Origin of the sequence: Fibrisoma montanum (assembly GCF_003583365.1) — a bacterium.
Classification (GTDB): Bacteria; Bacteroidota; Bacteroidia; order Cytophagales; family Spirosomataceae; genus Fibrisoma; species Fibrisoma montanum.
Genome location: NZ_QXED01000007.1, coordinates 276,159 through 300,240, shown reverse-complemented (window position 1 = coordinate 300,240; position 24,082 = coordinate 276,159). Strand labels below are relative to the sequence as shown.

The 24,082-nt window shown below is 55.2% G+C and carries 24 protein-coding genes; 11 read left to right on the top strand and 13 right to left on the bottom strand.

The window, feature by feature from the left end; all coding sequences use genetic code 11:
* Positions 1-28 precede the first annotated feature (28 nt).
* The 3 genes from DYU11_RS23805 to DYU11_RS23795 all read right to left on the bottom strand — a co-directional run bounded on the left by DYU11_RS23805 (position 29) and on the right by DYU11_RS23795 (position 2,047).
* On the bottom strand, positions 29-592 hold the full coding sequence (locus tag DYU11_RS23805) for a GNAT family N-acetyltransferase (protein ID WP_119670226.1): 564 nt from the start codon (positions 590-592) through the stop codon (positions 29-31).
* 109 nt (positions 593-701) lie between these two features.
* A complete protein-coding gene (locus DYU11_RS23800) occupies positions 702-1,217 on the bottom strand; it encodes a DinB family protein (protein ID WP_119670225.1) in 516 nt (171 codons plus the stop codon).
* A 233-nt stretch (positions 1,218-1,450) separates the two neighbouring features.
* Positions 1,451-2,047: a 3-keto-disaccharide hydrolase gene (locus DYU11_RS23795; RefSeq protein WP_119670224.1), complete on the bottom strand. Its 597-nt coding sequence runs from the start codon at positions 2,045-2,047 to the stop codon at positions 1,451-1,453.
* Positions 2,048-2,312: 265 nt separating this feature from the next.
* Here DYU11_RS23795 and DYU11_RS23790 point away from each other — a divergent pair, with 265 nt between their 5' ends.
* Positions 2,313-3,101: an SDR family oxidoreductase gene (locus tag DYU11_RS23790; RefSeq protein WP_119670223.1), complete on the top strand. Its 789-nt coding sequence runs from the start codon at positions 2,313-2,315 to the stop codon at positions 3,099-3,101.
* Between the two features lies 1 nt (position 3,102).
* Here the strand turns inward: DYU11_RS23790 and DYU11_RS23785 are convergent, their stop codons facing one another.
* The gene (locus DYU11_RS23785) at positions 3,103-5,070 is read right to left on the bottom strand and encodes a glycoside hydrolase family 97 protein (protein ID WP_229365997.1); all 1,968 of its coding nucleotides are present in this window, start codon (positions 5,068-5,070) and stop codon (positions 3,103-3,105) included.
* A gap of 51 nt (positions 5,071-5,121) precedes the next feature.
* Positions 5,122-6,207 carry a lactonase family protein gene (locus DYU11_RS23780; RefSeq protein ID WP_119670352.1) on the bottom strand — a complete coding sequence of 362 codons (1,086 nt, stop codon included), beginning with the start codon at positions 6,205-6,207 and terminating at the stop codon, positions 5,122-5,124.
* Positions 6,208-6,476: 269 nt separating this feature from the next.
* Here DYU11_RS23780 and DYU11_RS23775 point away from each other — a divergent pair, with 269 nt between their 5' ends.
* Genes DYU11_RS23775 through DYU11_RS23765 form a run of 3 tightly spaced genes read left to right on the top strand, consistent with a single transcriptional unit; the run spans position 6,477 to position 8,158 of the window.
* Positions 6,477-7,187 (top strand): DUF421 domain-containing protein, encoded by a 711-nt coding sequence (locus tag DYU11_RS23775; RefSeq protein WP_119670221.1) that lies wholly within the window; start codon positions 6,477-6,479, stop codon positions 7,185-7,187.
* Positions 7,184-7,873 (top strand): DUF421 domain-containing protein, encoded by a 690-nt coding sequence (locus DYU11_RS23770; RefSeq protein WP_119670220.1) that lies wholly within the window; start codon positions 7,184-7,186, stop codon positions 7,871-7,873. The genes DYU11_RS23775 and DYU11_RS23770 overlap by 4 nt, the downstream gene beginning before the upstream one ends.
* A gap of 36 nt (positions 7,874-7,909) precedes the next feature.
* The gene (locus DYU11_RS23765) at positions 7,910-8,158 is read left to right on the top strand and encodes a hypothetical protein (RefSeq protein WP_119670219.1); all 249 of its coding nucleotides are present in this window, start codon (positions 7,910-7,912) and stop codon (positions 8,156-8,158) included.
* A gap of 72 nt (positions 8,159-8,230) precedes the next feature.
* Here the strand turns inward: DYU11_RS23765 and DYU11_RS23760 are convergent, their stop codons facing one another.
* The gene (locus DYU11_RS23760) at positions 8,231-9,481 is read right to left on the bottom strand and encodes a Gfo/Idh/MocA family protein (protein ID WP_119670218.1); all 1,251 of its coding nucleotides are present in this window, start codon (positions 9,479-9,481) and stop codon (positions 8,231-8,233) included.
* Positions 9,482-9,640: 159 nt separating this feature from the next.
* Here DYU11_RS23760 and DYU11_RS23755 point away from each other — a divergent pair, with 159 nt between their 5' ends.
* Both DYU11_RS23755 and DYU11_RS23750 read left to right on the top strand, forming a co-directional pair.
* Entirely contained in the window at positions 9,641-11,404 is a 1,764-nt protein-coding gene (locus tag DYU11_RS23755; RefSeq protein ID WP_119670217.1) for an alpha-amylase family protein, read from the top strand.
* Between the two features lie 30 nt (positions 11,405-11,434).
* Complete coding sequence (locus tag DYU11_RS23750) at positions 11,435-11,665, top strand: copper chaperone (protein WP_119670216.1); 231 nt, start codon at positions 11,435-11,437, stop codon at positions 11,663-11,665.
* Positions 11,666-11,668: 3 nt separating this feature from the next.
* Here DYU11_RS23750 and DYU11_RS23745 read toward each other — a convergent pair whose 3' ends face one another.
* Positions 11,669-12,403: a LytR/AlgR family response regulator transcription factor gene (locus DYU11_RS23745; protein WP_119670215.1), complete on the bottom strand. Its 735-nt coding sequence runs from the start codon at positions 12,401-12,403 to the stop codon at positions 11,669-11,671.
* A gap of 9 nt (positions 12,404-12,412) precedes the next feature.
* On the bottom strand, positions 12,413-14,179 hold the full coding sequence (locus DYU11_RS23740) for a sensor histidine kinase (protein ID WP_158600352.1): 1,767 nt from the start codon (positions 14,177-14,179) through the stop codon (positions 12,413-12,415).
* 582 nt (positions 14,180-14,761) lie between these two features.
* Here DYU11_RS23740 and DYU11_RS23735 point away from each other — a divergent pair.
* Complete coding sequence (locus DYU11_RS23735) at positions 14,762-16,450, top strand: PKD domain-containing protein (RefSeq protein ID WP_119670213.1); 1,689 nt, start codon at positions 14,762-14,764, stop codon at positions 16,448-16,450.
* A 243-nt stretch (positions 16,451-16,693) separates the two neighbouring features.
* On the opposite strand, the gene DYU11_RS23730 is transcribed toward DYU11_RS23735, so the two are convergent.
* Entirely contained in the window at positions 16,694-17,212 is a 519-nt protein-coding gene (locus DYU11_RS23730; RefSeq protein WP_119670212.1) for a dihydrofolate reductase family protein, read from the bottom strand.
* A gap of 44 nt (positions 17,213-17,256) precedes the next feature.
* Positions 17,257-18,129, bottom strand: a complete 873-nt coding sequence (locus DYU11_RS23725; protein WP_119670211.1) for a helix-turn-helix domain-containing protein — start codon at positions 18,127-18,129, stop codon at positions 17,257-17,259.
* Between the two features lie 149 nt (positions 18,130-18,278).
* Between DYU11_RS23725 and DYU11_RS23720 the strand changes: the two genes are divergently transcribed.
* The 3 genes from DYU11_RS23720 to DYU11_RS23710 all read left to right on the top strand — a co-directional run bounded on the left by DYU11_RS23720 (position 18,279) and on the right by DYU11_RS23710 (position 19,684).
* Positions 18,279-18,842 carry a DUF4136 domain-containing protein gene (locus tag DYU11_RS23720; protein WP_119670210.1) on the top strand — a complete coding sequence of 188 codons (564 nt, stop codon included), beginning with the start codon at positions 18,279-18,281 and terminating at the stop codon, positions 18,840-18,842.
* A 197-nt stretch (positions 18,843-19,039) separates the two neighbouring features.
* On the top strand, positions 19,040-19,243 hold the full coding sequence (locus DYU11_RS23715) for a hypothetical protein (protein WP_119670209.1): 204 nt from the start codon (positions 19,040-19,042) through the stop codon (positions 19,241-19,243).
* Positions 19,244-19,261: 18 nt separating this feature from the next.
* Complete coding sequence (locus DYU11_RS23710) at positions 19,262-19,684, top strand: hypothetical protein (protein WP_119670208.1); 423 nt, start codon at positions 19,262-19,264, stop codon at positions 19,682-19,684.
* 69 nt (positions 19,685-19,753) lie between these two features.
* On the opposite strand, the gene DYU11_RS23705 is transcribed toward DYU11_RS23710, so the two are convergent.
* From DYU11_RS23705 to DYU11_RS23695, 3 genes are read right to left on the bottom strand one after another with little or no spacing between them, the layout of a single operon-like run.
* A complete protein-coding gene (locus tag DYU11_RS23705; protein WP_119670351.1) occupies positions 19,754-20,170 on the bottom strand; it encodes a putative toxin-antitoxin system toxin component, PIN family in 417 nt (138 codons plus the stop codon).
* Between the two features lie 5 nt (positions 20,171-20,175).
* Positions 20,176-20,385, bottom strand: a complete 210-nt coding sequence (locus tag DYU11_RS23700; protein ID WP_119670207.1) for a DUF8507 family protein — start codon at positions 20,383-20,385, stop codon at positions 20,176-20,178.
* 50 nt (positions 20,386-20,435) lie between these two features.
* Positions 20,436-22,388, bottom strand: coding sequence for a glycoside hydrolase family 127 protein (locus DYU11_RS23695; RefSeq protein ID WP_119670206.1), 1,953 nt, complete (start codon positions 22,386-22,388; stop codon positions 20,436-20,438).
* 97 nt (positions 22,389-22,485) lie between these two features.
* Here DYU11_RS23695 and DYU11_RS23690 point away from each other — a divergent pair, with 97 nt between their 5' ends.
* Positions 22,486-24,039 (top strand): DUF5597 domain-containing protein, encoded by a 1,554-nt coding sequence (locus DYU11_RS23690; protein WP_119670205.1) that lies wholly within the window; start codon positions 22,486-22,488, stop codon positions 24,037-24,039.
* Positions 24,040-24,082 lie beyond the last annotated feature (43 nt).

Here is a 24,082-nt window from a genome sequence, read left to right as displayed (position 1 = left end):
CCATAACCGGACGCTTGCTTTTACCCGGTCACTCAGTAGGTAGGTCAATGCCTGATGCAATCAACTGGGTGATTGGAATTGGGGGGACGGGGGATGATGAATACGGTTGCAGCACTAACTGGAGCCAGGCAACACTGTGCCATTCGCCAAACTTGTAGCCCGTGTTGGCGTACGTACCAATACGCTGAAAGCCCATCGTCTGGTGAAAGGACTCGCTCTTGAGGTTAGGCAAGGTGATGCCGGCAAAGGCAGTGTAGTACCCCTGGCGACGGAGGTACGCAAACAGGGTCGTATAGAGCCTCCGGGCGATACCCTGGCGTTGCCCATCCGGATGCACGTACACCGACGTATTGACCGACCATTGATACGCAATCCGTTCGGCATGCCGCGACCCGTAGGCATAGCCGAGCAGGCGGCCGTCGTGCTCGGCGACCAGAAACGGAAACTGTTGTTGAATAAGCCGTATGCGCTCGGCGAACTCAGCTACGGATGGTACGTCATACTCAAACGAAATGGCGGACTGCGTGATATACGGCGCATAGATGTCCAGAACAGCGGCCGTGTCGGCGGGGGTTGCAAAACGAATCGTCATAACCAGGATGAATTACCGGGGCAGTTGGCTTCTGGCAGAAACTCCGCCCAAAAATACGGTAATATCACACATAGCCGGACCGAATCAGGGCGACTTCCCCCGGCTACGGTTAATATCCCCGTAAAATCCGCGCCGTTACCAGCAGTTGACCGACGTGCCGCTGCGTATGCTCGGCGGCATGGAACAGCAGCCCCAGCACGGTCGAAGGCAACTGCGCCCGGCCGACACCCCGCGGTTCGGTCAGGGTCGATTCGCTGGTGGTGCGTAACTGGTTCAGCGCCGTATCGACCTGCCGGTTAAATCGATTGAGGAGTATGTCAACGGTCAGGGTATCGCCAGTGGGGTGACCTTCTTCCGATAGCCGGGCCAGCTGATCGGTGGTCAGGGACTTGCCACGGGCGTAGGTAAAGAGTCGGTCGAGCACACCCGTAAGGTGCTGGAGGTGAAACCCCACCGAGGCCACACCAGACGGGCGGTTCCAGATCAGTACGTCGGGGAAGTCGTTCATGAGGGCGTTCACTTCCTCGCGGGCCTGTAGCAGGGCATGAGCTACCGGCTGTAACAACGGCGGAATATCGGGAAGCGCACCGCGCAGCCAGACTTCCGGTAAAGTGGTCTGTTCCATACGTATTCAACAACAGCGTCGGGAGTCGAATCGGTTTTGTGAGCCGCTGCCGACAAAGCGTGTTCTCACAAGCGTAACACGTTCGGGGCGGGAATAGTGAAGCCGATGCGGGGATTGGCAAAAATTTAATGGGCGGAGTACCGTAAGCTCATGCTGACTATACGCCCTAAAACACGAATGGCGCCGGCCGGAGGAAACCCCAGACCAACGCCATTCGGATGCGGACGTGAAGGCTACAATTCCTTCAGCATCAGTTTCCGCCAGCGGACCTTGATGCCGCCCCCGTCGTGTATCTGCAGGGCAACCGACCCGTTCGCCTGGCCGATCTTTTCGTCGCGCATATCCACCATCTGCTGCCCGTTCAGGTACGTCTGCACGTGGTCGCCTTCCACCCGGATGCGCAGGGTGTTCCACTCGCTGGGCTTCAGAATGGTTTCTTTTTCATCGGGAATCTGAATAAGCCAGCCGCGGCCGTACGATTCGTAGATGCCCCCGGTGTCGTGGTTAGGCGGGGCTACCTCCACCTGCCAGCCGCTGATTTTAGTCCCTTCGATGCTCGACCGGAAAAACACCCCGCTGTTGCCGTTGGCTTCCTGCTTGAACTGCAGCGACAGGTCGAAGTTTTTGTACGGCTTTTCGGTAGCCAGATAGCCATAGCCCTTGTCGGGGCCGCTTTCGCAGATAAGTTCGCCGTTGTCGACGTACCATTTTTCGGTGCCGTAGATCTTCCAGCCGGTCAGGTCTTTGCCATTGAAGAGTTTGACCGTTTTAGTGGGAGCGGTAAAGGCCAGGGCCGCGACCAGGGAAGCAAGGGCAATAAAGCGTTTCATAAGGTTAGGAAATTAATCAGGAATGAGGGGGCTAAATTGGGGGGAGATTGGCAAAAATCCTAAACCTGGGCAGGCCACAGACTATGTAATTGCCTGATTGGCCAACAAAAAAGCGGCAAATGTGCTTAAACACAGGGGAGAAGCGAAGAAACGCAGAGAACGCACTGACGAAAATGAAGTAGTTCAGCAGTGACTACGTCCTTTCTGCGATCTCTGCGCATCCTCTGTCACCTCCGCGTTTAAAAAACACAACATTCACTCGACAATGGCACAAGAATTAGCCGGCAAAGTAGCGCTGATTACCGGCGCAGGATCAGGTATTGGCCGGGCAACAGCCTTACTATTTGCCCGGGAAGGCGCAAAAATTGCAGCCCTGGGTCGTACCAAAGAAGAACTCGATGAGGTTGTCGCCAAAATTCAGCGATCGGGCGGAGAAGCGATGGTGATGGTTAGCGATATTGCTAAAGTCGATGACATGCAGCAGGCGATGCAGCAGATCGAACAGCAATGGGGGCGCCTGGACATTGTTTTCGCTAATGCTGGTATCAATGGTGTGTGGGCACCTATCGAGGATCTGGAACCCGACGAGTGGGACAGAACCATGAACGTCAACCTGCGCGGAACGTTCCTGACCGTTAAATACGCTATTCCATTGTTAAAAAGACAGGGCGGGTCGGTGATCGTCACGTCGTCGGTAAATGGAACCCGTATCTTCAGCAACACCGGCGCTACAGCCTATTCCTGTACCAAAGCGGCTCAGGTAGCCTTTACTCAGATGGCGGCTCTGGAACTGGCCAGAGACCGTATACGCGTGAACGTAATTTGCCCTGGTGCAATTGATACATCCATCGAGGAAAGTACCGAGAAGCGAGGCATTGAGGAAGCGAAGGTGCCCGTTGAGTTTCCGGAGGGTAAGGTTCCGCTAACAGACGGAAAGCCCGGTAAAAGCGAACAGGTGGCCGATCTGGCCCTGTTCCTGGCATCGGACCGGTCGAGTCACATTACCGGTACGCCCGTCTGGATCGATGGAGCCGAGTCGCTGATTATGGGGTAGGCTATCGCTTCTGAAGTTTAATGACAAACCCGCCACCCGGCGCCAGATGTACCGGCAGCGAATCCGCCCGGGTAACGGGCCGGGTGGTGAACTGATAATCGACCGGATTGCGGTCGGCGTTGGGGCCGTCGGTGCAGAGCGTGGCTTCGTAGGTGCCGTCGCCGAGGAAATCCAGCGCAACCGTCAGGTCGCGGGCCGTCCAGTCGCCCAGACCGCCGATGTGCCACGTATCGCCCGAGCGCCGGGCCGTCACGACGTAATCGCCGAGTTTTGCATCGAGGATGCGGGTGTCGTCGTGCGTACTGGGCAGGCTCCCCAGAAACTCCATGAACCGTGGCTCCAGCAGGGCCGACGACGGATTGCCCGAAAAAATAGGCAGCGGACTGTCGTAGACCAGAAACATGGCCAACTGGTGGCAGCGCGTCCCCTGCGACATCACCTTGCCGGCAATGGGTCGAAACTGTTCGTTGGTCGCGTTGTCGAGCAGGCCGGGTTCGTAGTCCAGCGTACCGCCAACCATCCGGATAAACGGCAGGAGGACGTCGTGTTCGGGTGTTGCTTTGGCACTCCAGATGTTGTATTCCGACCCCAGAACCCCTTCGCGGGTGATGGCGTGCGGGTACGTCCGCTCGAAACCGGCGGGTTTGTAGGCGCCGTGAAACATGATCATGATGCGGGCTTTGGCGCAGGCTTCGGCAATGCGGGTGTAAAAATTGACCATCTTCTGGTCGTCGCGATCCATAAAATCGGTCATGATGAAATCGACGCCCCAGTCGTTGAACTGCTTCAGGGCCGGTTCCAACTGCCGGTCGAGCGTATGCGCCAGCGTCCACATGCTCAGGCGGACGCCCTTCGACTTGGCATACGCCACGAGCTCCGGTATGTTGAGGTCGGGATTGATCTTGAACAGGTCTTTGTAGTCCGACCAGCCTGCATCGAGCAGGATCCGGTCGAAGCCGAACCGCCGGGCAAAATCGACGTAGAACTTATACGTAGCGGTGTTGATACCCGCCCGGAATGGGACATTGAACAGGTTGATGTTGGTGATCCATTCGTCGGTGCATTTGCCGGGCCTGATCCACGATACGTCGCTCAGGCGGTTGGGCGCTCCCAGTCGGTACACCAGATCAGTACTGGGTAAATCACGGTCGGTACCGATGACCAGCACCCGCCACGGAAACGAACGCCGGCCGCGGGTGTGGGCGATGAAGTCGGCCCGCCGGGTAACCATCATCTGCGGAAACTCACCTTCCTGCAAGGTTTCCTGCACGGGATACGGCGCAAATACGCCCGTCAGCGCCGATCCCGCCCTAGCCAGAAACATGCCGGGGTAGTCTTCCAGATCTGATTCCGTAATGACCAGGCGCACTGGCGTGGCATTGGCTATGAGTACAGGTGAGAAGGCCAGTGCCGTGTCGGGCATCTGACTCAGCGGACTTACCTGATACGGCTCCTCGAACGACGTATGGAACCGATCAACATTCGGCCGGGGCTGAACGGCCGGGTAATACACCGTCGGGTCGGCGGGAAACCGGTATTGGGCCGTTTCGTTCCGGATGGTTATCGAATCGGGAAAGGCCGTGCGGAAGCGGTAGGCAACCCCGTCGTCGTACACCCGGAACACGATGGCGTAATTGTTCCGGCACTCAACGGTTAGTTCGTTGTAGTGGTCGCGCACCACCCGGCGCTTGATGGCGACCGGCGCGATGATCGAGTCGCGAACGGTACGCACAGCACTACGCCGTACATCAGGTCTGATGCCCAGCGCCCGCCCATCCGCGAGGGTCATCGCAATGGTTGAAGGGAGCACCAGCGTCTGACCAGCGTGGGTCACCGAAAACCGGACACTATCCGAAGCCGTCACGGTCAGGACGATCTGGCCGTTGGGCGAGTTGATACGACTCTGAAACGGCCTGGGGGCCGCCACCGCAGCAAATGAAAGCAGCAGGAACACGAAAAGGTAAGGCATAGCGATAGGGTTTCCTGAGCAATATCGCCAAAAATCCAGACAGCTTCTAAACTACGGCATGGCCAGGCTTACAACGCAAACAGGCGAGGGAACCTGAATTTCGTACCCCGTTGCCCGAAGATCGCCGGTCTCATCCACGCGCCTGAACACGGTGATGTTGTCGGTTTCCTGATGGGCTACCAGTACGTATTCGCCGTTGGGGTCGACCCAGAAGTTGCGGGGCTGATCGCCACCGGTGTAATGCAGGCCAACCGGCAACAGGCTGCCGTCGTCGATCCGGAAGATGGCCAGGGTGTTGTTGCCCCGGTTGGTCGTGTACAGATAGCGGCCTGTGGCGTCGACGTGGATGTCGCCCCCCGAACGATCGCCCGCGTAGTGCTCCGGTAAGAACGGTACGTCGTCCTGAAGCAGCGAAAACGCGTCGGTGTGCTGGCTGAAAACGGCGACGGTCGAACTCATTTCTTTGATGCCAAAAACATACCGGCCATCCGGATGAACGGCCGTGATGCGGGGCCCCGAGCCGGGTGATACCGCTGCAAACGGCGTTTCGTGGGGCACGAGGATTTGCTGGTCGGTATCAATCCGGTACGTGTGAACCTTGTCCGTGCCGAGGTCCGATGCGTACAGCCACCGGCCGTCGGGCGACAGAACGGCCGAATGCACATGGGGAGCGTCCTGCCGGTCTTCATCTACTCCCCGGCCCGTGTGTTTCAGAAGCTGGGTAGCCTCTCCCAGCGAACCGTCGTCCCGGATGGGCAGGACCGCCAGGCTGCCACCGCCGTAGTTCGACACGAACGCCAGTTTGCCGTTTGGATGAATGCTGATATGGCAGGGCGCCGGGCCCTCCGATACCTGCTGGTTAATGAACGTCAGCCGACCGGTTTGCGGGTCGATTGCGTAAGCGTAGACCGTGCCGACATGCTCCTCGCCCTGGTCGTCACGCTCATTGACGGCGTAGAGGTAGCGGCCGCTGGGATGCAGCGCCAGAAACGACGGACTGTTCGGATTGTCGACGGCCTCCACGAGCTCGGCGGATCCAGCAGACCGGTCGAAGGCATAGACGTAAATACCCCGGCTGCCCCGGACGGTATACGTACCGACGTATAAAAATTCTCTGGAAGCAGTACTCTGATTCATTGAAAGGAGTAAGCTGATGACGTATTTCAATGCCAACTGGTTTTTGGGTCGCGCGGTTTGAGATATGACTAAACAAAGAAGAATTGTAAGCAGGCGGGCCACAGACTAAGATCAGGCCACCTGCAAAAACTTAACGTGGCATTCACCCTTTATCTAAATCGAGAAGTAATGTATCAAATAGATAAATTAAGTATAGTAAAAAGACCAGCAGCCTGTGCCGGTTCGCCTTCACCACCTCGCTGGTAAGCGTACTGATTTGCTCAACAACTATGGAAAAGGAACATATTCATCTGGTCGACTGGCAGCGGATCCTGTTTGGGGAAGCGCCCCCGGCATTTATGATTGAAGTGCTTATCCGGTCAATTGTCATCTATCTGGCGTTCCTGGTGACGGCCCGTTACCTGGGCAAACGGATGAACGGACAGCTAACCATCACGGAACTGGCCGTGATGCTGACACTCGGGGCCATTATTTCGCCGGCCATGCAGATGCCGGAGCGGGGTATTCTGCAAAGTATTCTTGCCTTGTTCTGTACCCTGCTGTTTCAGCGGGGGCTGGGCCTCTGGGGTTTCAAAAACCGGAAGGTAGAGCAGGCAAGCTTTGGCAGCGAATCGGTGCTGGTGAAAGACGGTGTGCTGCAACTGGATCGGATGGCAGCCGCCCGGATCTCGCGCCAGCAGGTCTACGCCGTCTTGCGCAGCAATGGGGTGTATAACATTGGCGAGGTCAAGCGACTGTATCTGGAGGCTTACGGGCTGTTCAGTATTTACCGGAACGAACACGATGAGCCGGGGCTGTCTACGCTGCCTGCCGGTGATCAGGCGGCTTTTGCCATCCTGGACGAAGTAGACGACGAGGTGGTGTGCAGCAACTGCGGCCATACGGTTCCGGTGGAGAAACAGGCTGACGCCTGTGAAGTATGTGAAGAGAAGGTATGGGGAAAGGCAGTCGTTAACCGAAATAGCAGCATACAGGCATGAAATCAGAAGAAATCCATTTGAGCGAATGGCAACGCATCGTGTTCGGGCAGGTAACGGCCGAGTTCTACGTCGAAATCATCATCCGGGTTGCCGTTATTTACCTGATCCTGATGCTGTCCATGCGGCTGATGGGCAAGCGCATGTCGTCGCAGCTCAGCCGAACCGAGATGGTATCGATGGTATCGCTGGCGGCTGCCATCGGTATTCCTATCATCGCACCGGACCGGGGGATTTTACCGGTTATCATTACGGCCGTGGTTATTGTGCTGGGTCAGTGGACGATATCCCGGCTCGCTGCGCGAAACGGTCAGGTCGAAACGTCGATAAATGATGACTTTACTATTTTGATAGAAGACTCGGTGATGCGGATTGACGATATGCAGCAGACGCGGGTTACGTCGGATCGTCTGTTTGCACAGCTCCGGGCGCTGGGGCAATACCATCTCGGTACGGTCAAGCGGCTGTATCTGGAAGCAAACGGAGCATTTACGCTGATTCCGCAGCCGGAGCCGCAGCCGGGCTTATCCGTGCTACCCCCCTGGGATACGGCGTTCTGCAATGAGCAGAAGCGGTCGCCCGATATGTGTGTCTGTACGCGGTGCGGCAACCGGAAAATAAACCCGCCGAACGTAGAGGAGGAATGTCCGAACTGCCTCAACCGGAAATGGACGCACGCAGTCGAATAGCCAAACGAGTTTCAGAATACTATACGCAACAACGATATGAAAATAGGCGAGAAATTATTGAAGCAGCTGAACAGAAAGTATGAGCCCTCAACGATGGTGAACGCTACGTTCGGGCGCTACGATGTGGCTTTCAAAACCGATGGGGAAGGCAACCCGATCCTGCTGTTCATCGGGCAGGCCGGCGACGATGGGCTGATCCGGGGCGATCACTTTTCCCGTCGGCTGGTCAAAGATGCCAACGGAGCGGTCATTAAAGACCACTGGGATTATAAAGGAAAAGTATAAGGCATCCGGTGGGGAGATGGAGTGTCAGGTGCGGCACCTTACGCCCCGTCTCCCCACCGGATGCCCGCTTATCTACGCACGAGCCACGGCCGTTGAATCCAGCACTTTACGCACCTCCTGGGTGGATACTTTAGTACCGGTTTTGGCCGCCCGTTCAATGGCTTCGATAAGCTGCACATCCCGCAGCCCCATTTCGCCCGGCACGCTGGTAGGCTTGTTGTTGAGAATGCAGTCAGCGAAGGCATCCATCTGCCGGGCCTGCTGGTTCACGTTTTCGATATCCATGTCCCCCTGGCTGGTTTTTCCCTTCAGGCCATCGTAGGCATAGGCGGGCTGCAGCTCAAACCAGCCGTTGGCCGCTTCGGCCCGGAGTATGTTGTATTTTTCGTTGAAGCTGGTTCGGCAGTTGGCCACCGAGCCATCGGCAAACTGCATCTGAAAGTCGACGCCCTGCTCCACTTCCGAGAATTTCTCTTTATCCGTTATCGGGTGGTATTTGGCCGTAACCGAAACAGGAACTTCGCCTTTCGTATAAATAGCCCCCTGAATTGCGTACACACCAACGTCGTGCAGCGGTCCGCCCCCGGGCATCGGTTTGCCGTTCAGGGTGCCTTTGCCCAGCCGCCAGGGTGATTCGTTTTCGCTCTGATCCTGGCCGTTCTCGGCGATAATCTGATTCACCCGGCCAAAGACGGTACGTTGCCCGAGCCGCATCATTTCCAGGTTATGGGGTTCAAAATGCAGCCGGTAGCCAATGGATAGTTTCTTGCCCGCCTTGTTGCAGGCATCGATCATCCGCTGGCAGTCGGCAGAATTGAGGGCCATCGGTTTCTCGCAGATAACATGCTTGCCTGCCTGAGCCGCCCGGATCGTATAGTCGGCATGCATCGCATCCGGTAATACAATGTATACGATATCGATGTCGGGGTTGTCGGCCATCTGATCGAACGTCTCGTAGTTGTATACGTTTTTGTCCGGGATATCGTACTCGCGTTTCCATTTGTCAACCTTATCGGGCGTACCCGTCACAATCCCCGCCAGCCGACAGTTCTTCGTTTCTTTCAGAGCCGGCCCAAGCTGCCCTTCGCTGTACTTGCCCAGGCCAACCAGTGCGACGCCCAGTTTTCGGCCGGATTCGGTGCGGCCCGAGCCGGCGGCATCGGTTCCGGCCGTTTCGCCGGTTGACTCAGTTTTACTGCCACAAGCCTGCAGGCTCATCAGGGAGGTCAGGCCCGGAACGGCAATGGCTGCGGCACCCAGGTGACGGATAAAGTCACGACGGATGAGCGGGTGATTGGGTGTCCATAACGAAGGTCGATTCATAACAATACGCCGGTTAGTAGCAGTTTTTTTTGAATAACTATTATGCCAATCAACTTAGTGGGAATTGAATTGTTTGATCGATAGGGGCGTCACAGAGTAATATAGGCTAACCTTATCGAGTAAGATGGGTTTACTGAGGAAAAGCCCCTCCAGACACGGATGAACAGAAACATTATCCTGGTTGGCCTGCTCGCTTTACTTCTGGGCTCAGCCGCTACGTATGTCATCACGAAACCCGCTACGTCGGAAAATAAAATGTCCAGACCGGTTCCAGCCCCAACGGATTTTATTCAGGAACTTTGGTACAAGAACCGCATCATCTACAACCTGGACGTTGAGGTGTTCAAGGATTCCGACGGCGATGGGGTCGGCGATTTCAAAGGGTTAACCCAGCAACTGGATTACCTTAAAAACCTGGGTGTCGACGCCATCTGGCTGGCCCCGTTTCAGCCAACACCCAACCAGGATGATGGATACGATGTGGCCGATTTCTACAGCATCGACAAGCGGTTAGGCACCGAGCAGGACTTTACCCAGTTTATGCAGGAGGCCGGTCGGCGCGATATCCGGATCATCATGGATCTGGTCATTAACCACACCTCCGACCAGCACCCGTGGTTCCGGCAGGCGCGGCAGGATAAAAACTCACCGTATCGGTCGTGGTACGTCTGGTCGCAGGAGCGGCCGAAAGATTGGGATAAAGGCATGGTGTTTCCGGGGGTACAAAAAGAAACCTGGAGCTTTGATTCCGTAGCGGGGGCCTACTTCCACCATCGTTTTTACCGCTTTCAACCCGACCTGAATGCGCAGAATCCGGCGGTGCAGTCCGAGATACGCAACGTATTCCGCTACTGGCTCGACCGGGGCATTTCTGGCTTCCGGCTCGACGCGGTGCCGTTCTATATCGAACTGCCCGAAACGGGCATGACCAGCCCGGAACATCAGTACGAGATGATTCCGCAGCTGCGTCAGTTTACGCAGTGGCACAAGCGGGATGTAGCGCTCCTGGGTGAAATCAACGTTGAACCGGCCGAGAACAAGCGGTATTTTGGCGATCAGGGCGGGGGGCTTCACATGATGTTTAACTTCTTTGCAAATCAGCATCTGTTCTACGCGCTGGCCAGTGGCGAAGTGAAGCCGCTGAAACAAGCGCTGACCGACACCAAAGACATTCCCGCTACCGCGCAGTGGGCGCACTTCCTGCGCAACCACGACGAAATTGACCTGGGCCGGCTCAGCGACAAAGACCGGTCGTTGGTGTACGATAAATTCGGGCCGCAGAAAACCATGCAATTGTACGACCGGGGTATTCGTCGGCGGCTGGCCCCCATGCTCAACAACCCCGCCATGCTGTCGATGGCCTACAGTCTGCTGTACTCACTGCCGGGAGCGCCGGTCATCCGTTACGGAGAAGAAATCGGTATGGGCGACGACCTGCGGCTTAAGGAACGTATGGCGATCCGGACACCCATGCAGTGGACATCCGGGCGAAACGCCGGTTTTTCTACCGCCGACAAGCCGGTGCGGCCGGTAATTGACAACGGCCCCTACGCCTATTCGCGGGTGAATGTGGCCGACCAGCAGCGGGATTCGACCTCCCTGCTCAATCAGATTGCCCGGTTCATCCGCGTTCGAAGAGCGCATCCGGAAATCGGGTGGGGCAACTGGTCGCTGATTGAAACCGACTCTCCGCACATCCTGGCGATCCGCTACGACTGGAAGGGGCGTTCGCTGATGATGGTCCACAATTTCAGCAACGAAGCGCAGGCGATGAAACTCCCGGCTGACCTGGCCCGGAAGCCGGTGGTTAATCTGCTGGAAACGACCGAAAGACCATCGGTCGGTCAAGGGGAAATCCAGCTCGGCGGCTATGGCTACGCCTGGTACGGTCTGGCCGACACGCCCTCTGCCGCAGCCAGGTAAACCCAGTATCACAAGTAAACCTCAACCGCTATGAAAACACTGCATTTTAAAACCAACCTGACCGACAGCGAGGCCATTGCGGCCGTAACGGAAAACCTGAACGCCATCGAGCCCATCGACGGCTGGGTTATTGATACCGAAAGCCCCGATAACCTGCTGTCGGTGCAGACCATCGACAACCGGATCGCCGATCAGGTCAGTCAGGCCGTAGCGCGGGCGGGGTACCGGGCCGAATTCGTTTTCGAGGGGTCGGAGGACTGACTGCTACTTCGTCCGGACGACCGTCAGCCGTTTCATCAACTCTTTGCGGCTCGTGGCCGGAATCGGGATGGGGGTCTTGTGGCCGATGATGTACAGGTAGTTGCGTTCCAGCCGCTCCAGGTAGTTGAGGTTAATGAGCAACGACCGGGACAACCGAAAGAAATTGGCGGGCGGGAAATACTGCGCCAGATGACGCAGGTTCATGCTGATGTGATACGGCTGTTCACGGCTGACCAGGAAAATCTTGACGTAGGCGCCGTCGGCTTTGAGGTATAGTACGTCTTTCAGTGCAATCTTCTCGTAACCTTTATCAATCGGCAAAAACAGATGATCGGCCGAGGGATTATCGGCCGACTGGTTCACTTGAAAAAAATGGTACGCAAGTTCGATCTGGAGCTTCAGTTCGTCGGCCCGGAACGGTTTCAGCAGGTACGCAGCCGGCATGGTTTCCTTGGCGGCCTGAAACGTATCGTGGTCTGAATCGGCAGTCAGGTAAATGATCGGCATTCGGTGCATCAGCAGCATTTCGCGCGCTGTTTCGATGCCGTTCTCCGCTGAGTCTTCCAGCGTTATGTCGACCAGTGCCAGGTCCGGGGGCTGCGTCTTAACGGCTTTCAGGGCTTCGTTGAACGTCCGGGCCACGGCCGTTACCGTATGACCGGCTTCTTCGAGCATTTCCTGCAGATCGAGGGCCGTGATCGTGTTATCCTCAACGACTAAAATTTTCAACCGGTCCATAAGGCCTTTTTAACTTTTGAACTCCATCGTAAATACCGTACCCGTTGGCTGATTCGTGTCGAATCGGTACGTACCACGCAGTTGATTAACCTGGGCTTTGATCAGCGTCATTCCGAACGATTCTCTTTTCAGCACCGTCGGTTCGCTGGTTCGGGCGACCGGTACAGAGGACTGGTCCAGGCCCGGACCGTTGTCGGTCACCCGTATATGTAGTCTATTGGCGCGGAGGTAACAGTCGATCTGAAAAAGGGGGTGTTCGTTTCCGGGAAATGCGTATTTGCAGGCATTGGTTGTCAGCTCGTTCAGAATCAGTCCAACCGGAACGGCCTGATCGGCCGACAAATAGACCGGGTCGATGTTGTAGCTGAGCTGCACGGGCGGATTGCCGTAGGTCCGCAGCACTCCCTCGACCAGTTCGCGGATGAACTCGTCCAGATTCGCTTCGGCCAGCCGTTCACCATCATAGAGCCTTTGGTGCAGAATCGCCATCGACTGTACTCGCAGCTGGCTTTCACCCACCGCTGTCCGGGCGGCCTCGTCAGACAACCGCTTGGCCTGCAGGTTGAGCAGGCTGGAAATAACCTGCAGATTGTTTTTAACGCGGTGGTTCTGTTCTCGCACCAGCTGCTCATTGCGCCGGCTGATGCGCTGGTTCCGGCGGTACAGCCGAAAAAATGTGACACTGGCCCCGGCCGCCAGCACGAGCAGGACCGCGATGACGATGGTCAGCCAGCGCTGGGTTTCGAGGGTTTTGGTACGCAGCGCCAATTCCCGTTTCTGCGCTTCGAGCAGGGTTTCTTTCTTCTGCGTTTCGTACTGTACGTTGAGCTGAGCGATGGTGCCGTTGCGGTCCGAGAGGAGTTGATTCACCGCCAGGGCATTGGCTTTTTGCTGGTGTGCAAAGGCTTCTTTCCACTGGCCGGTCGCCTGATAATATCGAACGAAGGTCTGCTCCAGCCCCATTAAAATGTCGTAGTCGTCCATTTTATTGGCTACGTAGCGTCGCTCGGCTTCGAGTAAGGCCTGATGGGCGAGCTGGAGTCGGCCGAACACCAGGTAGGCCTCCGCCAGGCGCAGCATCACATTGGCCAGCAACCGATCCCGGTGTATGAGGAGCATCAGGTCATAGGCTTCGCGGATGCGTGGAATGGCGCGATCGTCTTTGACCTTCGTATAGAGGGTGCCGAGTTCGAGACTGCATTCGGCAATGCCCAGGGTGTCGTTGAGCGACCGGTAAATGGCCCCTTTTTTTTGTTGATAGTACATAATGCTGTCGTACGCAGCGCGGTTACCGTGCATCCAGCTATCCGACTTATGTTGATGGAGGATGGCCAGTAACCCGTAGCCAAGGCCCAATCCACGCAGCGAACGGGCCCGGTGCGCTACAGAAACGGCCAGGTTGGCATACCGAAAGGCATCAGCCGGTCGACCCGACCGGCTTTCGTTTTCGCCAAGCCGAACGTAGATGCGGCTGAGTTCAAAGGTGTCGCCCCGGGGATCGAGCAACCGCAGCGATTTCAGGAAGTAGCCCTGCGAGGCCAGGTAGTCCCCCACAAATACGTATGTGCGGCCGTATTGGTAATACGCTTCAGCCAGTTGGTTGGTATCTTTCCTGGCCAGGGCCTGCTGCTCCAGCTCCCGGGCTTTCTGCAGGCGTTCGGGCTGCACGTTCAGCGGGGTACGGCCCTGAGCCAGACCCAGGGGTATCGGGCCTAACCAAAAGGTTAGTAACGTGCTAATAATCAGCTTGAAACAAAAGCTAAGCGGTGTTCTCAACGCGCAGGAAAGAAGGTCCTGATCAAATGTAAGGAAAGCAACGCATGTTTACCTGAATTGTTCATATTTCGCAAGTAAAAAATAAGGTTCCGGAAGAAAAACCAGCCGATTGGTAAAGCTATTGTTTGTAGATACAATAGAAATAAGCAGGTTTGAGGAAGGTTTGAACAAAAGCGACTTATGTTAATGTAAGTTATTGTTCAGCTCAGGCGTTTCCGCTTCTATCCACATCATTTTAACGTTTAATCCTGCCTATATGTACGTCCCTTATCGCGCGTATCCCAATATCCCGATCAAATTAATCAGCTTGTTAAAAATCGTAGGTAAATTGTTACCTTATTGCTCTATGCGGCATTAATTGATTGAGATTACCAATCCGAATTTCCGAAAAGACAGTCTTTATGTTTATAAACGATTCTATTCGGGTAAATACATTTATACGCATTGATCTGATTTTTAAAGCTTACCTATATTCCTTGTGCAATATCGCTATGAAGAATAAGAGTTATCTGCTTCTTCATTTTACAAGTAGTCTTTTAATGATGCTTGATTTATAACTCCGCAAACTTTATTACTATCCGTATGAAATACATTTCTATCTACATCAGAAGATTTAATCAATTGACAGGGACCATTATCCATAGCCATGGCAATCTGTTATTATGGATGATTGCATTGGGGAGCTTAGCTATCAGTTGTCAACCAGATAAAACTGAGCCTAAGCAGCCACCGGTTATCAAAGTGGTCAATATTAGTCCAAACAGCAGCGCTGGTAAAATTATTGTCCTCGATGCAACCGGCACCAGCGATCCGCAACAACAGAGTTTGAAGTACAAATGGACAATCAAAACCAAACCTGCCGAAAGCAAAGCAGAAATTAAAAATTCTGATAACATGGTAGCGGAGTTTACACCTGATAAACCCGGGACCTATGTGCTTGTGTTAACAGTAACCAACAGCGATGGACTTAGCGCAACTACGGAAGTGACTATTGCGGTAGCACTTCCTGGAAGTCCGCCAATTGCCAACGCAGGCGTGTCAACCACTGTGTCAACCGGCCGTAAGGTGACACTTGACGGGTCGAAATCAAGTGATCCTGATGGCGACCGACTCACTTACCGTTGGGGTATCAAGACTAAGCCTACTGGCAGTAATCCAGCCTTAGCCAATGCCGACAAAGCTATAGCTGAGCTAACGCCTGATGGTGTCGGTACCTACGTGATGTCCTTAACGGTGTCGGATGGCGTCTGGCAAGATGTGACAGCCGATGTTACCGTAACAGTCACTGTACCAGTAATTCGCGAAATAGCTGGAAGTTGGACAGCTACTGATGGAACGGGTGGAGGTAACGACTACACACCCCGTAATCACTTTTACACGTTCGAAGTGGCTGCCAATAATCAGCCAGTTTCATTGACCCTGACTTCGCCTGATATTAATGTTGGATTCTACGTCTACAATCCAAACGGTGAGGAGATTGGGCGGTCAGGCTTCGGGCGTAATCAGACAGATGATGTGATTGTAAATGCCGGGAAATATAGTGTAATGGTTTGTTCTGGCAGGCGTTACGATATCGGCGCATATAGCTTAAAAGGACGTGGGTTTAGTGTCGATTTTGTGCGTACAGGAGCCTTGCGTACAAAATCGGCAGATGTAACGTTTGGACCAGAAGGTGGGGGTGGAATCGATTATACTCCACGTAATCATTATTATACGTTCGAGGTTGTGTCGGATAACTCTTATACAGATTTGGATATACAGTCAGCTGAAACAACTCTCTGGATGACTTTGTTTGGGCCTTCAGGAACTGAAATACGGTACTCAGGTGTGGGGACACCTAATCATTTGAACGAGAAGCTCAATAAAGGTACGTATGGTTTATGGCTTGGATCTGGCAGACGGGATGCTATCAGCAAGTACACCCTCGACATATTCGGCCAGGTAAAGAACCTAAAACAATATGCATTCGAGTCATCTATCTTGAATGATGAATATAGAGGCAAAAACGCTACCACAACGTACACACTAAATGTGACGGAAAACAATACACTTATTGACGTTTCACTTCGATCGCCGGACGGCAGAGGTTATTTCCACCTGTATGATCCCAACGGAGAAGAGATCGCTTACTCTGGCACTGGAAACTATGTGTCCCGGATCAGGCCTACTACTAAAGGGCAGTATAAAATTGTAGTAACTCCCTTTGACAGTGGCATCGGTAAATATACCTTGTCAGTTTATGGCAAATTCTCTGATTTGAAAAAGCAGTGAGAACAAGCAATTCGAGCGGGTTATGCTGACCAATCCGTTCGAATAATGGTTCCGATCATCATAGCTAACTAGGTTAACTTCCTTTTTTCTTGTCTATCATTTTGAATGGCTTACCATGTAAAGTAATACGATGAAGAAGGCTTCCTTTTCAGTCGTTTTTGCTTCACCTAAGTCTCAGGTTCTCTTTATCAATTCACGCGCATACCCGGCCAACTTGGCCGGGTATGCGTGTTGACAATCCGTTCACTTTCGGCGGTAGTTGAGCTGAGCCATGCCTTTATCCAGCGCCCGGCAGTCGGTCAGGAGCCAATCCTGACGGGTGCTGGATGGTTGGAAGAGGGAAATGCCCCGGCCGATGGTTACCGGAATCAGGAAGAGGAGGATTTCGTCGATCAGGCCCGCTTCCAGCAAGGTGGCGTTGAGGTGGCCACCCCCAACCAGCCAGATGTCAAGGCCATCCTGCTGTTTCAGGCGGCCGACAAATTCCACTGCGGTGTCCGACACGAACTGGACGTAAGGCGCATCGGGGGTGCTGAGCTGCCGGGTGAAGACGTAGTTGGTTCTGTCCTTGTACGGAAAATCGCCCAACGTCAGTACGTGTTGGTACGTCGTATTCCCCATCAGGGTGGTGTCGATGGTAGCGATGAAATCAGCGTAGCCGTAATCAACCCCTTCGAACGGAGTCAGCCAGCTAAGGTCGCCGTCGGGACCGGCAATGTAGCCGTCGAGGCTGGTGGCAATGAGCAGTTTAACGGTTTTCATGTCGCAATAATCAGGAAAAGCCGTCCTGAAAAATTGTACGGATGTTACCCGGTGTGGTGAATGAAGGAGGGCGAGCTGGTCTCCGGCAGGCCGACCGACGCCTGCTGGTGCGCACGGATGAAGGATCGGTAGGCACCCGGCGTCATGCCGGCAAACGCTCTGAACAGATGAATGAAATGCGCCTGATCGAAAAACCCCTGCTGGTAGGTCAGGTCGGTGAGGCTCAGATCGGGCCGGGCTGCCATGGCATCCGTAGCGGCCCGAAAACGCAGGAGCCGTACGTACTGTCCCGGCGACAGGCCAAGGTATTTCCGGAACGCCCCGGTCAGCGATTTGCGGCTGATGCGCAGATGACGGCAAAGCTCGGTAACGATACCGTTGCGGAACGGGTGCCGATGCAGGAAGCTGTGGGCGTAATGCACATACGCGGGAATGTCGGAGTCAACGTAGCGGTCGCTCAGGAACCGTTCCAGGATATCCAGCTTCCCGGTTGCAGACCGGGCCTGCTGCAGGGCATCGGTCAGTGGGGCAATGACGGGACCAAGCACAGCCTCTCCGGAAACGAATAACTGGCCGAACGCGTGAGCCGGTACGTTGGTCAGCGGAAAGAGGCCCCAGGGCTTGAGCAGAACGCCCAGGGTTTCGTGACGGCCCGCCGTCTGTGACTGGCTCGGAGCCGTTTGTAGTCCGCTGAACCAACTGCCGTGACCGGTGTTGGCCGGTTGAGCACCCAGGGGCTGAATTGAGAAAAACTCGGAAAAATTAAACATCAGCTCGCCGTGCAGCATCGGCAGGTTCGTGCCCCGGAGCGACAACCGGTCGGACTGAACAAACCAGAGGGTGTCGACAAACAGGGACAGCGCTCCCGTCGGTCGGCGAATCACCGTCTGGACCGGCTCCTGGGGGTGCGGTGTCATTTTAAGTGAATTCTAAACGGTTTCTAAGGTTTTTCTAAGCAACCAACTGGTTTTAAGGTAATAAAGGCAGCCGATGGTGCGGGTAACTGCTCAGACCGTTCGGGTGCTTTTTGAAAACAAACCAGTTTAAATTAAAACCAACTAACGTTATGAAAAAGTTAATGTGGATTCTGGCTTTGCTGCCGTTGCAGTTTGCGCAGGCACAAAACATCACTGTCAACGCAGATAAAAAGCTGAACACCGACTTTACTAAGTACAAAACGTACGCCTATGCGTCGCAGGTAGACAGTAAACTGGATGAAGGCTTTTATTTTCTGAATGACCTGGTTCTGAAGAAAAAAGTTCGTGACGCCGTTACGTTCGCGTTGGACGGCCGGGGCTATAAATATACCCGAACCAACCCTGACCTGCTGGTTAATTTCCGCGTGTTTGATAAACCAGCAACGATCAAAGGTTTCACGGGATACGGACAGCGGTACTGGTCAAACGAGGAATACCGCGATCCGGAAAGTGCTACTACGTTCGACGTAAAAGCGGGTACGCTGCTGGTTAGCCTGCTGGATATGAAAACCGGTCAGGTTGTTTGGCAGGGTTTTGCATCCGGTCTGATGGACGGGAATGTGTTCAACCGCAAGGACGATAAGATTCGGGAGGCAGTTTCGCTGATTTTCGACAAGTACAACACCCGCGCTGATGGACTCAGCCAGCGGTAACGAACGTAAACCGAGTGAGTGAAACAGGCAGCCGGAGTCCGCTACGTAGCGGCTCCGGTTTTTTTGTTGGCAGGCGCAGCCTGGTATCAAACCACTGCGGCTTTTATACCATTGGCAATTTATTACCGATCCCGAAAGCCATTGTCCGGTTTTATTGGTTACTAGGTGAACTATAATCAGGTTGACCAGGAGAACTTATGAAGAAAAGAGTACGTAACGATGCCGTCAACGATCGGCTACAACGCATACGCCACCGGATCCGGCAGGAGGTACAGGATGAACAGGGGGGAGCCAGCCGGCAGACGAACCGCCTGCAAACGGGCTGGATTACAGTAAAAAGCAAACTGATTGCAGAAATAAGGTACCGGGGGCTGTTTCTCCTGGGAGCCGCAGCCAGGTAAGGTATAGCCTGTACACTCGTGAAAACGGAATTGATTATTACCAACCTGAGCTGGAACAAAGAGGACCTGGATTTTTTCGAAATGTCGCTGACGGACGGCATCCACGAAGTCATGGTCCCGCTGTTTGCCATCGACAGCCTGAAGACATTCGGGCAGCGGCTGATTGACTTCCCCCGGACCTTCAAAGACGTAGTTGTTTTCGAGGAAGGGCAGGACAAAGGCGATTGGGCGAGTTACCTGCATGTCCAGGTGTTCTGCTACGATACGAGCGGGCAGGCAGCCATCCACGTTGCAGCCAGGGTCAGGGACGACGACAGCAGAAGTTATCGCACGACCTTTACCCTGGTATGCGAAGCAGCCGCCGTGAGCCGTCTGGGCGTCAAACTGACCAACTGGCGACCTGAAGTTGACCGGAAATTCGTCTGGCGATCAACTGAGTGAAGTTTAATGATTGTTTTATCAATCAAACGCCCTAGCGCCTGGTCTGCCCGAACCAGACGAAAGCGTCGGCTATTCGTCATTTTCGACTAGCAACTTTAGAAAGTCTTCGGCTTTGATGACAGTTACTTTAGGGAAATCAACATTGTTCAGTATGTTGTAATGGCGGTCGTTTGTTACCAGATAGTCAGCACTGCCTGCAATAGCACAATCAACAAACTTATTGTCATCCTTGTCCGCTTCAATCAGCTGCCAGTTGTAATACACGTCAATCAATAATACGTTTGGAAGATTCAGTATTTCACGCAGTTGAACTTCTGATCGGTGGATGCCTAAGCGGGTACTGATCTGTTCTTCGTACTCGGTCAGGGTTTCGTTCGTTACACAAATGGTAAGGCGCCCATCAACGATGGCCCGGTAAATTGCATGGAAAGGCGAGCGGCTGGGTAATGAGACCAGCAATACGTTGGTGTCCAGTACTACGGTCATGCCAGTCACTGATCTTCTTCATTCAGCCAGTCCTGCATAGTTTGGGCAGACCAACCGTTCTCGTCCCAGGCTTTATCCGCTATTGTTGAAAGCCGATTGGCGAAATACTGGCCAATCAGGATGCGAATATTTTCGAGGTCAGTATCGCTCACTTCCTGAGCATACAATTTAAGTAGCTCCTGTTGCAAATTGGTCAATTTCCCTGTTGCTGTCATAAGGCTATACGGTTTGCTCAAATGTAGCGCTGTTTTATCAATCAAACGCACTAGCGCCTGGTCTGCCCGAACCAGACGGCCATTTCGTTGGGCCCGCGGTGCGCCCAGGCGTAGTAGGGAATGAGCGTCAGGTTGCCGGATTTCAGGGCCGTGATGCCCCCCAGTTTGTCTTTCTCCACAACGGGCGTGAACGTCTGCTCGGCTGCTACGGTCAGGTCGAGGGCTTTACCACCGTTGTCGGCGGCTTCGGCGCAGTACACAATAGGACCGCGCTCAATGGCTACCCGCCCGGCATCGTCTTTTACCTGCTGATTCGCCATAACCTCACGCACCGGCATTTCCATCCGCAGGGCAACGCGGTCGCCGGGTTTCCAGGTGCGGCTGATGCGGGCGTAGCCGTTGTCTATTTTGACCGGAACCGCCTTGCCATTGACCGTCAGCGTGGGCGTAGCACCTATGTTTCGGACGTAGCTGTACAGACTGCCGGGCATGGGTTTGCCGAGGGTCCAGCCCGGAATTCGGACCAGCAGGTCAAACGCCTGGGCGTTGCGGGGCGAAACCGTCATCGTTACGGCACCGTCCCAGGGGTAGTTAGTTTGCTGCTGAATCTGCACGGGCGTTTTACCCACGGTCAGGTTCGACGTATTGCTGAGGAACAGGTTGACGAATACATCGTTGTTTTTAACCGCGTAGACGTAGCCCGGCAGCGACGGCAGGAACCGGACAACGTTGGTCGGGCAGCAGGACGTACCGAACCAGGGTGCCCGCTCAGCCGCGACGCCCACGTTGAACTTGCGCTTGCCGTCTGATGCCAGCGGGTTGACGTAGAAGAACTTGTCGCCTTCCAGTGATACGCCCGCCAGAAAGCCGTTGTAGAGCACCCGTTCAAATACGTCCATGTACTTCGACTGGCCCGTGAGCAGAAACATCCGGTGGTTCCAGAGCAGGTTCGCAACGGCCGCGCAGGTTTCGGCGTAGGCTACGTCGTTGGGCAGTTCGTAGGCATTCCCGAAGGCTTCGCCGTGTTCGCGGGCGCCGAGTCCGCCGGTCAGGTATTGTTTGCGCTCCACGACGTCGTTCCAGATGGCCGTCAGGGCGTCGAGATACGCTTTGTCCTGCTGCATGGCGGCAATGTCGGTCATGGCTGCGTACATATAGCCCGCCCGCACAGCATGGCCCACGGCTTCGCGCTGCTGGGTAACGGGCTGGTGATCCTGTAAATACTGCGAGCCGTTGCCCGTCCGCGAAGGATCGGGAAAGAGTGCCCGTTTGTCGGACCGGCCGCGCATGTCGAGCAGGAAGCGGGCGAAATCCAGGTAGCGTTTGTCGTTCGTGACGCGGTACAGCTTCACCAGACCGATCTCAATTTCCTGGTGGCCCGGCACTACGATAAGCTTATCGGGGCCGATGGTCCGCATAAGGTAGTCCGCGTTTTTCAGCGCTACGTTGAGGAAGGTCCGTTTGCCGGTAGCCTGAAAATGGGCGACGGCCGCTTCGTACATGTGGCCCACGTTGTAGAGCTCGTGGCTGCCGGCCATGAACGAGAAGCGCGTAGCACCGGCGTCGCGGTCTTTTTTGGCCGTGCTGTCCTTCAGAATGGTCCGGATGGTGTACAGATACCCGTCGGCTTCCTGCGCAGCCGCGAAATACGAAATCAGCGTATCCAGGTAGTTGTCGAGCGTAGGGTCGTAGTGCGTCTGCAGGGAATAAGCCGCTCCTTCCACCACTTTGAATACGTCGGAATCATCGTAGCGAATGCCGCGGAAGGTTCCTTTTTTCAACCCACCCGCTACGGCAAAGTTGTCGATCCGGCCGGTTTCCTCGCACTTTTTGAAATCGAACGGAATCGTAACGGTCCGGTTTGTTTCCAGGCGCGGCTGCCAGAAACCACCGTTGATCTTCACGTTGGTAAACGCGACCGGAACAATCGGGTAGTCCTGGGCGGTAACGGGTAAAGCAACCGACAGGCAACTTAGGCTGAAAAGCAGGGTACGTAGCGTCATCGTGAGTTTTCGTCAAGGCGTCGTTGGGCCGCCAGCGGGGGGCTAACCAGTATAAAGCTACGCATCCGGCTTTATACCAGCAACGACCTGTTCCCGTATGAAACGACTTTTTCCGCTTTTTTTACTTGTACACACCCTGTCCGTTTTTGCCCAAACCAAGCCCCTTCCGCAGCTGAAAAACCAGAACGGGCACTTTACCTTCCTCGTGGATGGAAAGCCGTTTCTGATGCTCGGCGGGCAGGTGCATAACTCCAGCGCCTGGCCCGCTGCGATGCCGTCGGTCTGGGCGCAGGCCGAACAACTGGGCGTCAATACGCTCGAAGTGCCCATCTACTGGGAAGCCGTTGAACCCCAGCCCGGCACGTATGACTTCAGCACCGTCAATTACCTCCTGACCGAAGCCCGGAAGCGGAGCCTGCGGCTGGTATTGCTGTGGTTTGCCAGCTGGAAAAACGGCGAAATGAGCTACACGCCGGAATGGGTCAAAACGGCCCCGCAGACGTACCCGCGGGTGATCAACGCCCACGGCGAACGGATGTTCCACCTATCGCCGGTGGCCGCAGCCAACTGGCAGGCCGACGCCCGGGCGTTTGCGGCCCTGATGCGGCACCTGAAGCAGGTCGACGAACGCGACCGGACCGTGATTATGGTGCAGGTCGAGAACGAAGCCGGGCTGCACTCCGCCGACCGCGACTACTCGCCGGAGGCCAACAGGATGTTCAACAGCCCCGTGCCCGATGCGTTGCTGAAACGGCTCAGCAAGCCGGCTGGTACGTGGGTACAGGTGTTTGGGCCGGATGCGCCGGAACTGTTTTCGGCCTGGACCGTAGCGAGTTACCTCAATCGGGTGGCCGAAGCGGGCCGCCGGGAATATGCCCTGCCGCTGACGGCCAACGCCTGGCTGCGGGAGTACGGTTTCCGGCAGCCGGGGAGTTACCCAACGGGTGGACCAACCTCCAACGTACTGGATGTTTGGAAAGTGGCCGCGCCTGTTCTCGATATACTGGCCCCAGACATCTACCAGAGCAGCTACCCCGAAACGCACGAGATCATGCGGGCGTACACCCGGCCCGACAATCCGCTGCTGATTCCGGAGTCGGGGGGCGCGGCCATGCCCCGGACGTTGTTTTACGCTCTGGCCGACTACGGCGCGATTGGTTTCGCTCCCTTCGGCTTCGATAACGCGACCGGTACGCTGGCCAAAGAGTACGCTGCCGTTACGCCGAACTATAAACTGCTCCGGCCGGCCATTCCGGTGCTGACGCAGATGCAGCAGAGCGGTAAACTACAGGCCGCGGTGCAGGAACACGGCATGACCGAGAAACTAATCCGGTTCGACGGCTACGATTTTCTGGCGCAGTTCACGTCACCCCCCGGTGCCGAAGGACCGCAGGGGCGGGTGCTGCTGGGCGAGGTAAACCCCGACGAATTTTACCTGATCGGCTTCAACGCCCGCTTTCAGGTACGTCCGCGATCGTTGCCGCCGTCGGCCCGCCTGAGTAAGTACGAATTTATCCTGACGGTAGAAGAAGGGACGTTCGACGACGCGGGTGCGTTTCGCCGGACGCGGCTCTACAACGGCGACGAAATCTACTTCTTCGAACTTCCTGCCACCGGCTCCGTCCTTCGCGTCCGGTTGCAGCGGAAGTAGCGTCTGGGAATAGGGCGGGCGTTAGAAAAGAGAATTCGGCGAC

What these genes read in the sequence shown, in the direction of transcription:
- DYU11_RS23805 (WP_119670226.1), bottom strand. Translation starts at nt 592, where the DNA reads ATGACGATTCGTTTTGCAACCCCCGCCGACACGGCCGCTGTTCTGGAC.
- DYU11_RS23800 (WP_119670225.1), bottom strand. Translation starts at nt 1,217, where the DNA reads ATGGAACAGACCACTTTACCGGAAGTCTGGCTGCGCGGTGCGCTTCCC.
- DYU11_RS23795 (WP_119670224.1), bottom strand. Translation starts at nt 2,047, where the DNA reads ATGAAACGCTTTATTGCCCTTGCTTCCCTGGTCGCGGCCCTGGCCTTT.
- DYU11_RS23790 (WP_119670223.1), top strand. Translation starts at nt 2,313, where the DNA reads ATGGCACAAGAATTAGCCGGCAAAGTAGCGCTGATTACCGGCGCAGGA.
- DYU11_RS23785 (WP_229365997.1), bottom strand. Translation starts at nt 5,070, where the DNA reads ATGCCTTACCTTTTCGTGTTCCTGCTGCTTTCATTTGCTGCGGTGGCG.
- DYU11_RS23780 (WP_119670352.1), bottom strand. Translation starts at nt 6,207, where the DNA reads ATGAATCAGAGTACTGCTTCCAGAGAATTTTTATACGTCGGTACGTAT.
- DYU11_RS23775 (WP_119670221.1), top strand. Translation starts at nt 6,477, where the DNA reads ATGGAAAAGGAACATATTCATCTGGTCGACTGGCAGCGGATCCTGTTT.
- DYU11_RS23770 (WP_119670220.1), top strand. Translation starts at nt 7,184, where the DNA reads ATGAAATCAGAAGAAATCCATTTGAGCGAATGGCAACGCATCGTGTTC.
- DYU11_RS23765 (WP_119670219.1), top strand. Translation starts at nt 7,910, where the DNA reads ATGAAAATAGGCGAGAAATTATTGAAGCAGCTGAACAGAAAGTATGAG.
- DYU11_RS23760 (WP_119670218.1), bottom strand. Translation starts at nt 9,481, where the DNA reads ATGAATCGACCTTCGTTATGGACACCCAATCACCCGCTCATCCGTCGT.
- DYU11_RS23755 (WP_119670217.1), top strand. Translation starts at nt 9,641, where the DNA reads ATGAACAGAAACATTATCCTGGTTGGCCTGCTCGCTTTACTTCTGGGC.
- DYU11_RS23750 (WP_119670216.1), top strand. Translation starts at nt 11,435, where the DNA reads ATGAAAACACTGCATTTTAAAACCAACCTGACCGACAGCGAGGCCATT.
- DYU11_RS23745 (WP_119670215.1), bottom strand. Translation starts at nt 12,403, where the DNA reads ATGGACCGGTTGAAAATTTTAGTCGTTGAGGATAACACGATCACGGCC.
- DYU11_RS23735 (WP_119670213.1), top strand. Translation starts at nt 14,762, where the DNA reads ATGAAATACATTTCTATCTACATCAGAAGATTTAATCAATTGACAGGG.
- DYU11_RS23730 (WP_119670212.1), bottom strand. Translation starts at nt 17,212, where the DNA reads ATGAAAACCGTTAAACTGCTCATTGCCACCAGCCTCGACGGCTACATT.
- DYU11_RS23725 (WP_119670211.1), bottom strand. Translation starts at nt 18,129, where the DNA reads ATGACACCGCACCCCCAGGAGCCGGTCCAGACGGTGATTCGCCGACCG.
- DYU11_RS23720 (WP_119670210.1), top strand. Translation starts at nt 18,279, where the DNA reads ATGAAAAAGTTAATGTGGATTCTGGCTTTGCTGCCGTTGCAGTTTGCG.
- DYU11_RS23715 (WP_119670209.1), top strand. Translation starts at nt 19,040, where the DNA reads ATGAAGAAAAGAGTACGTAACGATGCCGTCAACGATCGGCTACAACGC.
- DYU11_RS23705 (WP_119670351.1), bottom strand. Translation starts at nt 20,170, where the DNA reads ATGACCGTAGTACTGGACACCAACGTATTGCTGGTCTCATTACCCAGC.
- DYU11_RS23700 (WP_119670207.1), bottom strand. Translation starts at nt 20,385, where the DNA reads ATGACAGCAACAGGGAAATTGACCAATTTGCAACAGGAGCTACTTAAA.
- DYU11_RS23695 (WP_119670206.1), bottom strand. Translation starts at nt 22,388, where the DNA reads ATGACGCTACGTACCCTGCTTTTCAGCCTAAGTTGCCTGTCGGTTGCT.
- DYU11_RS23690 (WP_119670205.1), top strand. Translation starts at nt 22,486, where the DNA reads ATGAAACGACTTTTTCCGCTTTTTTTACTTGTACACACCCTGTCCGTT.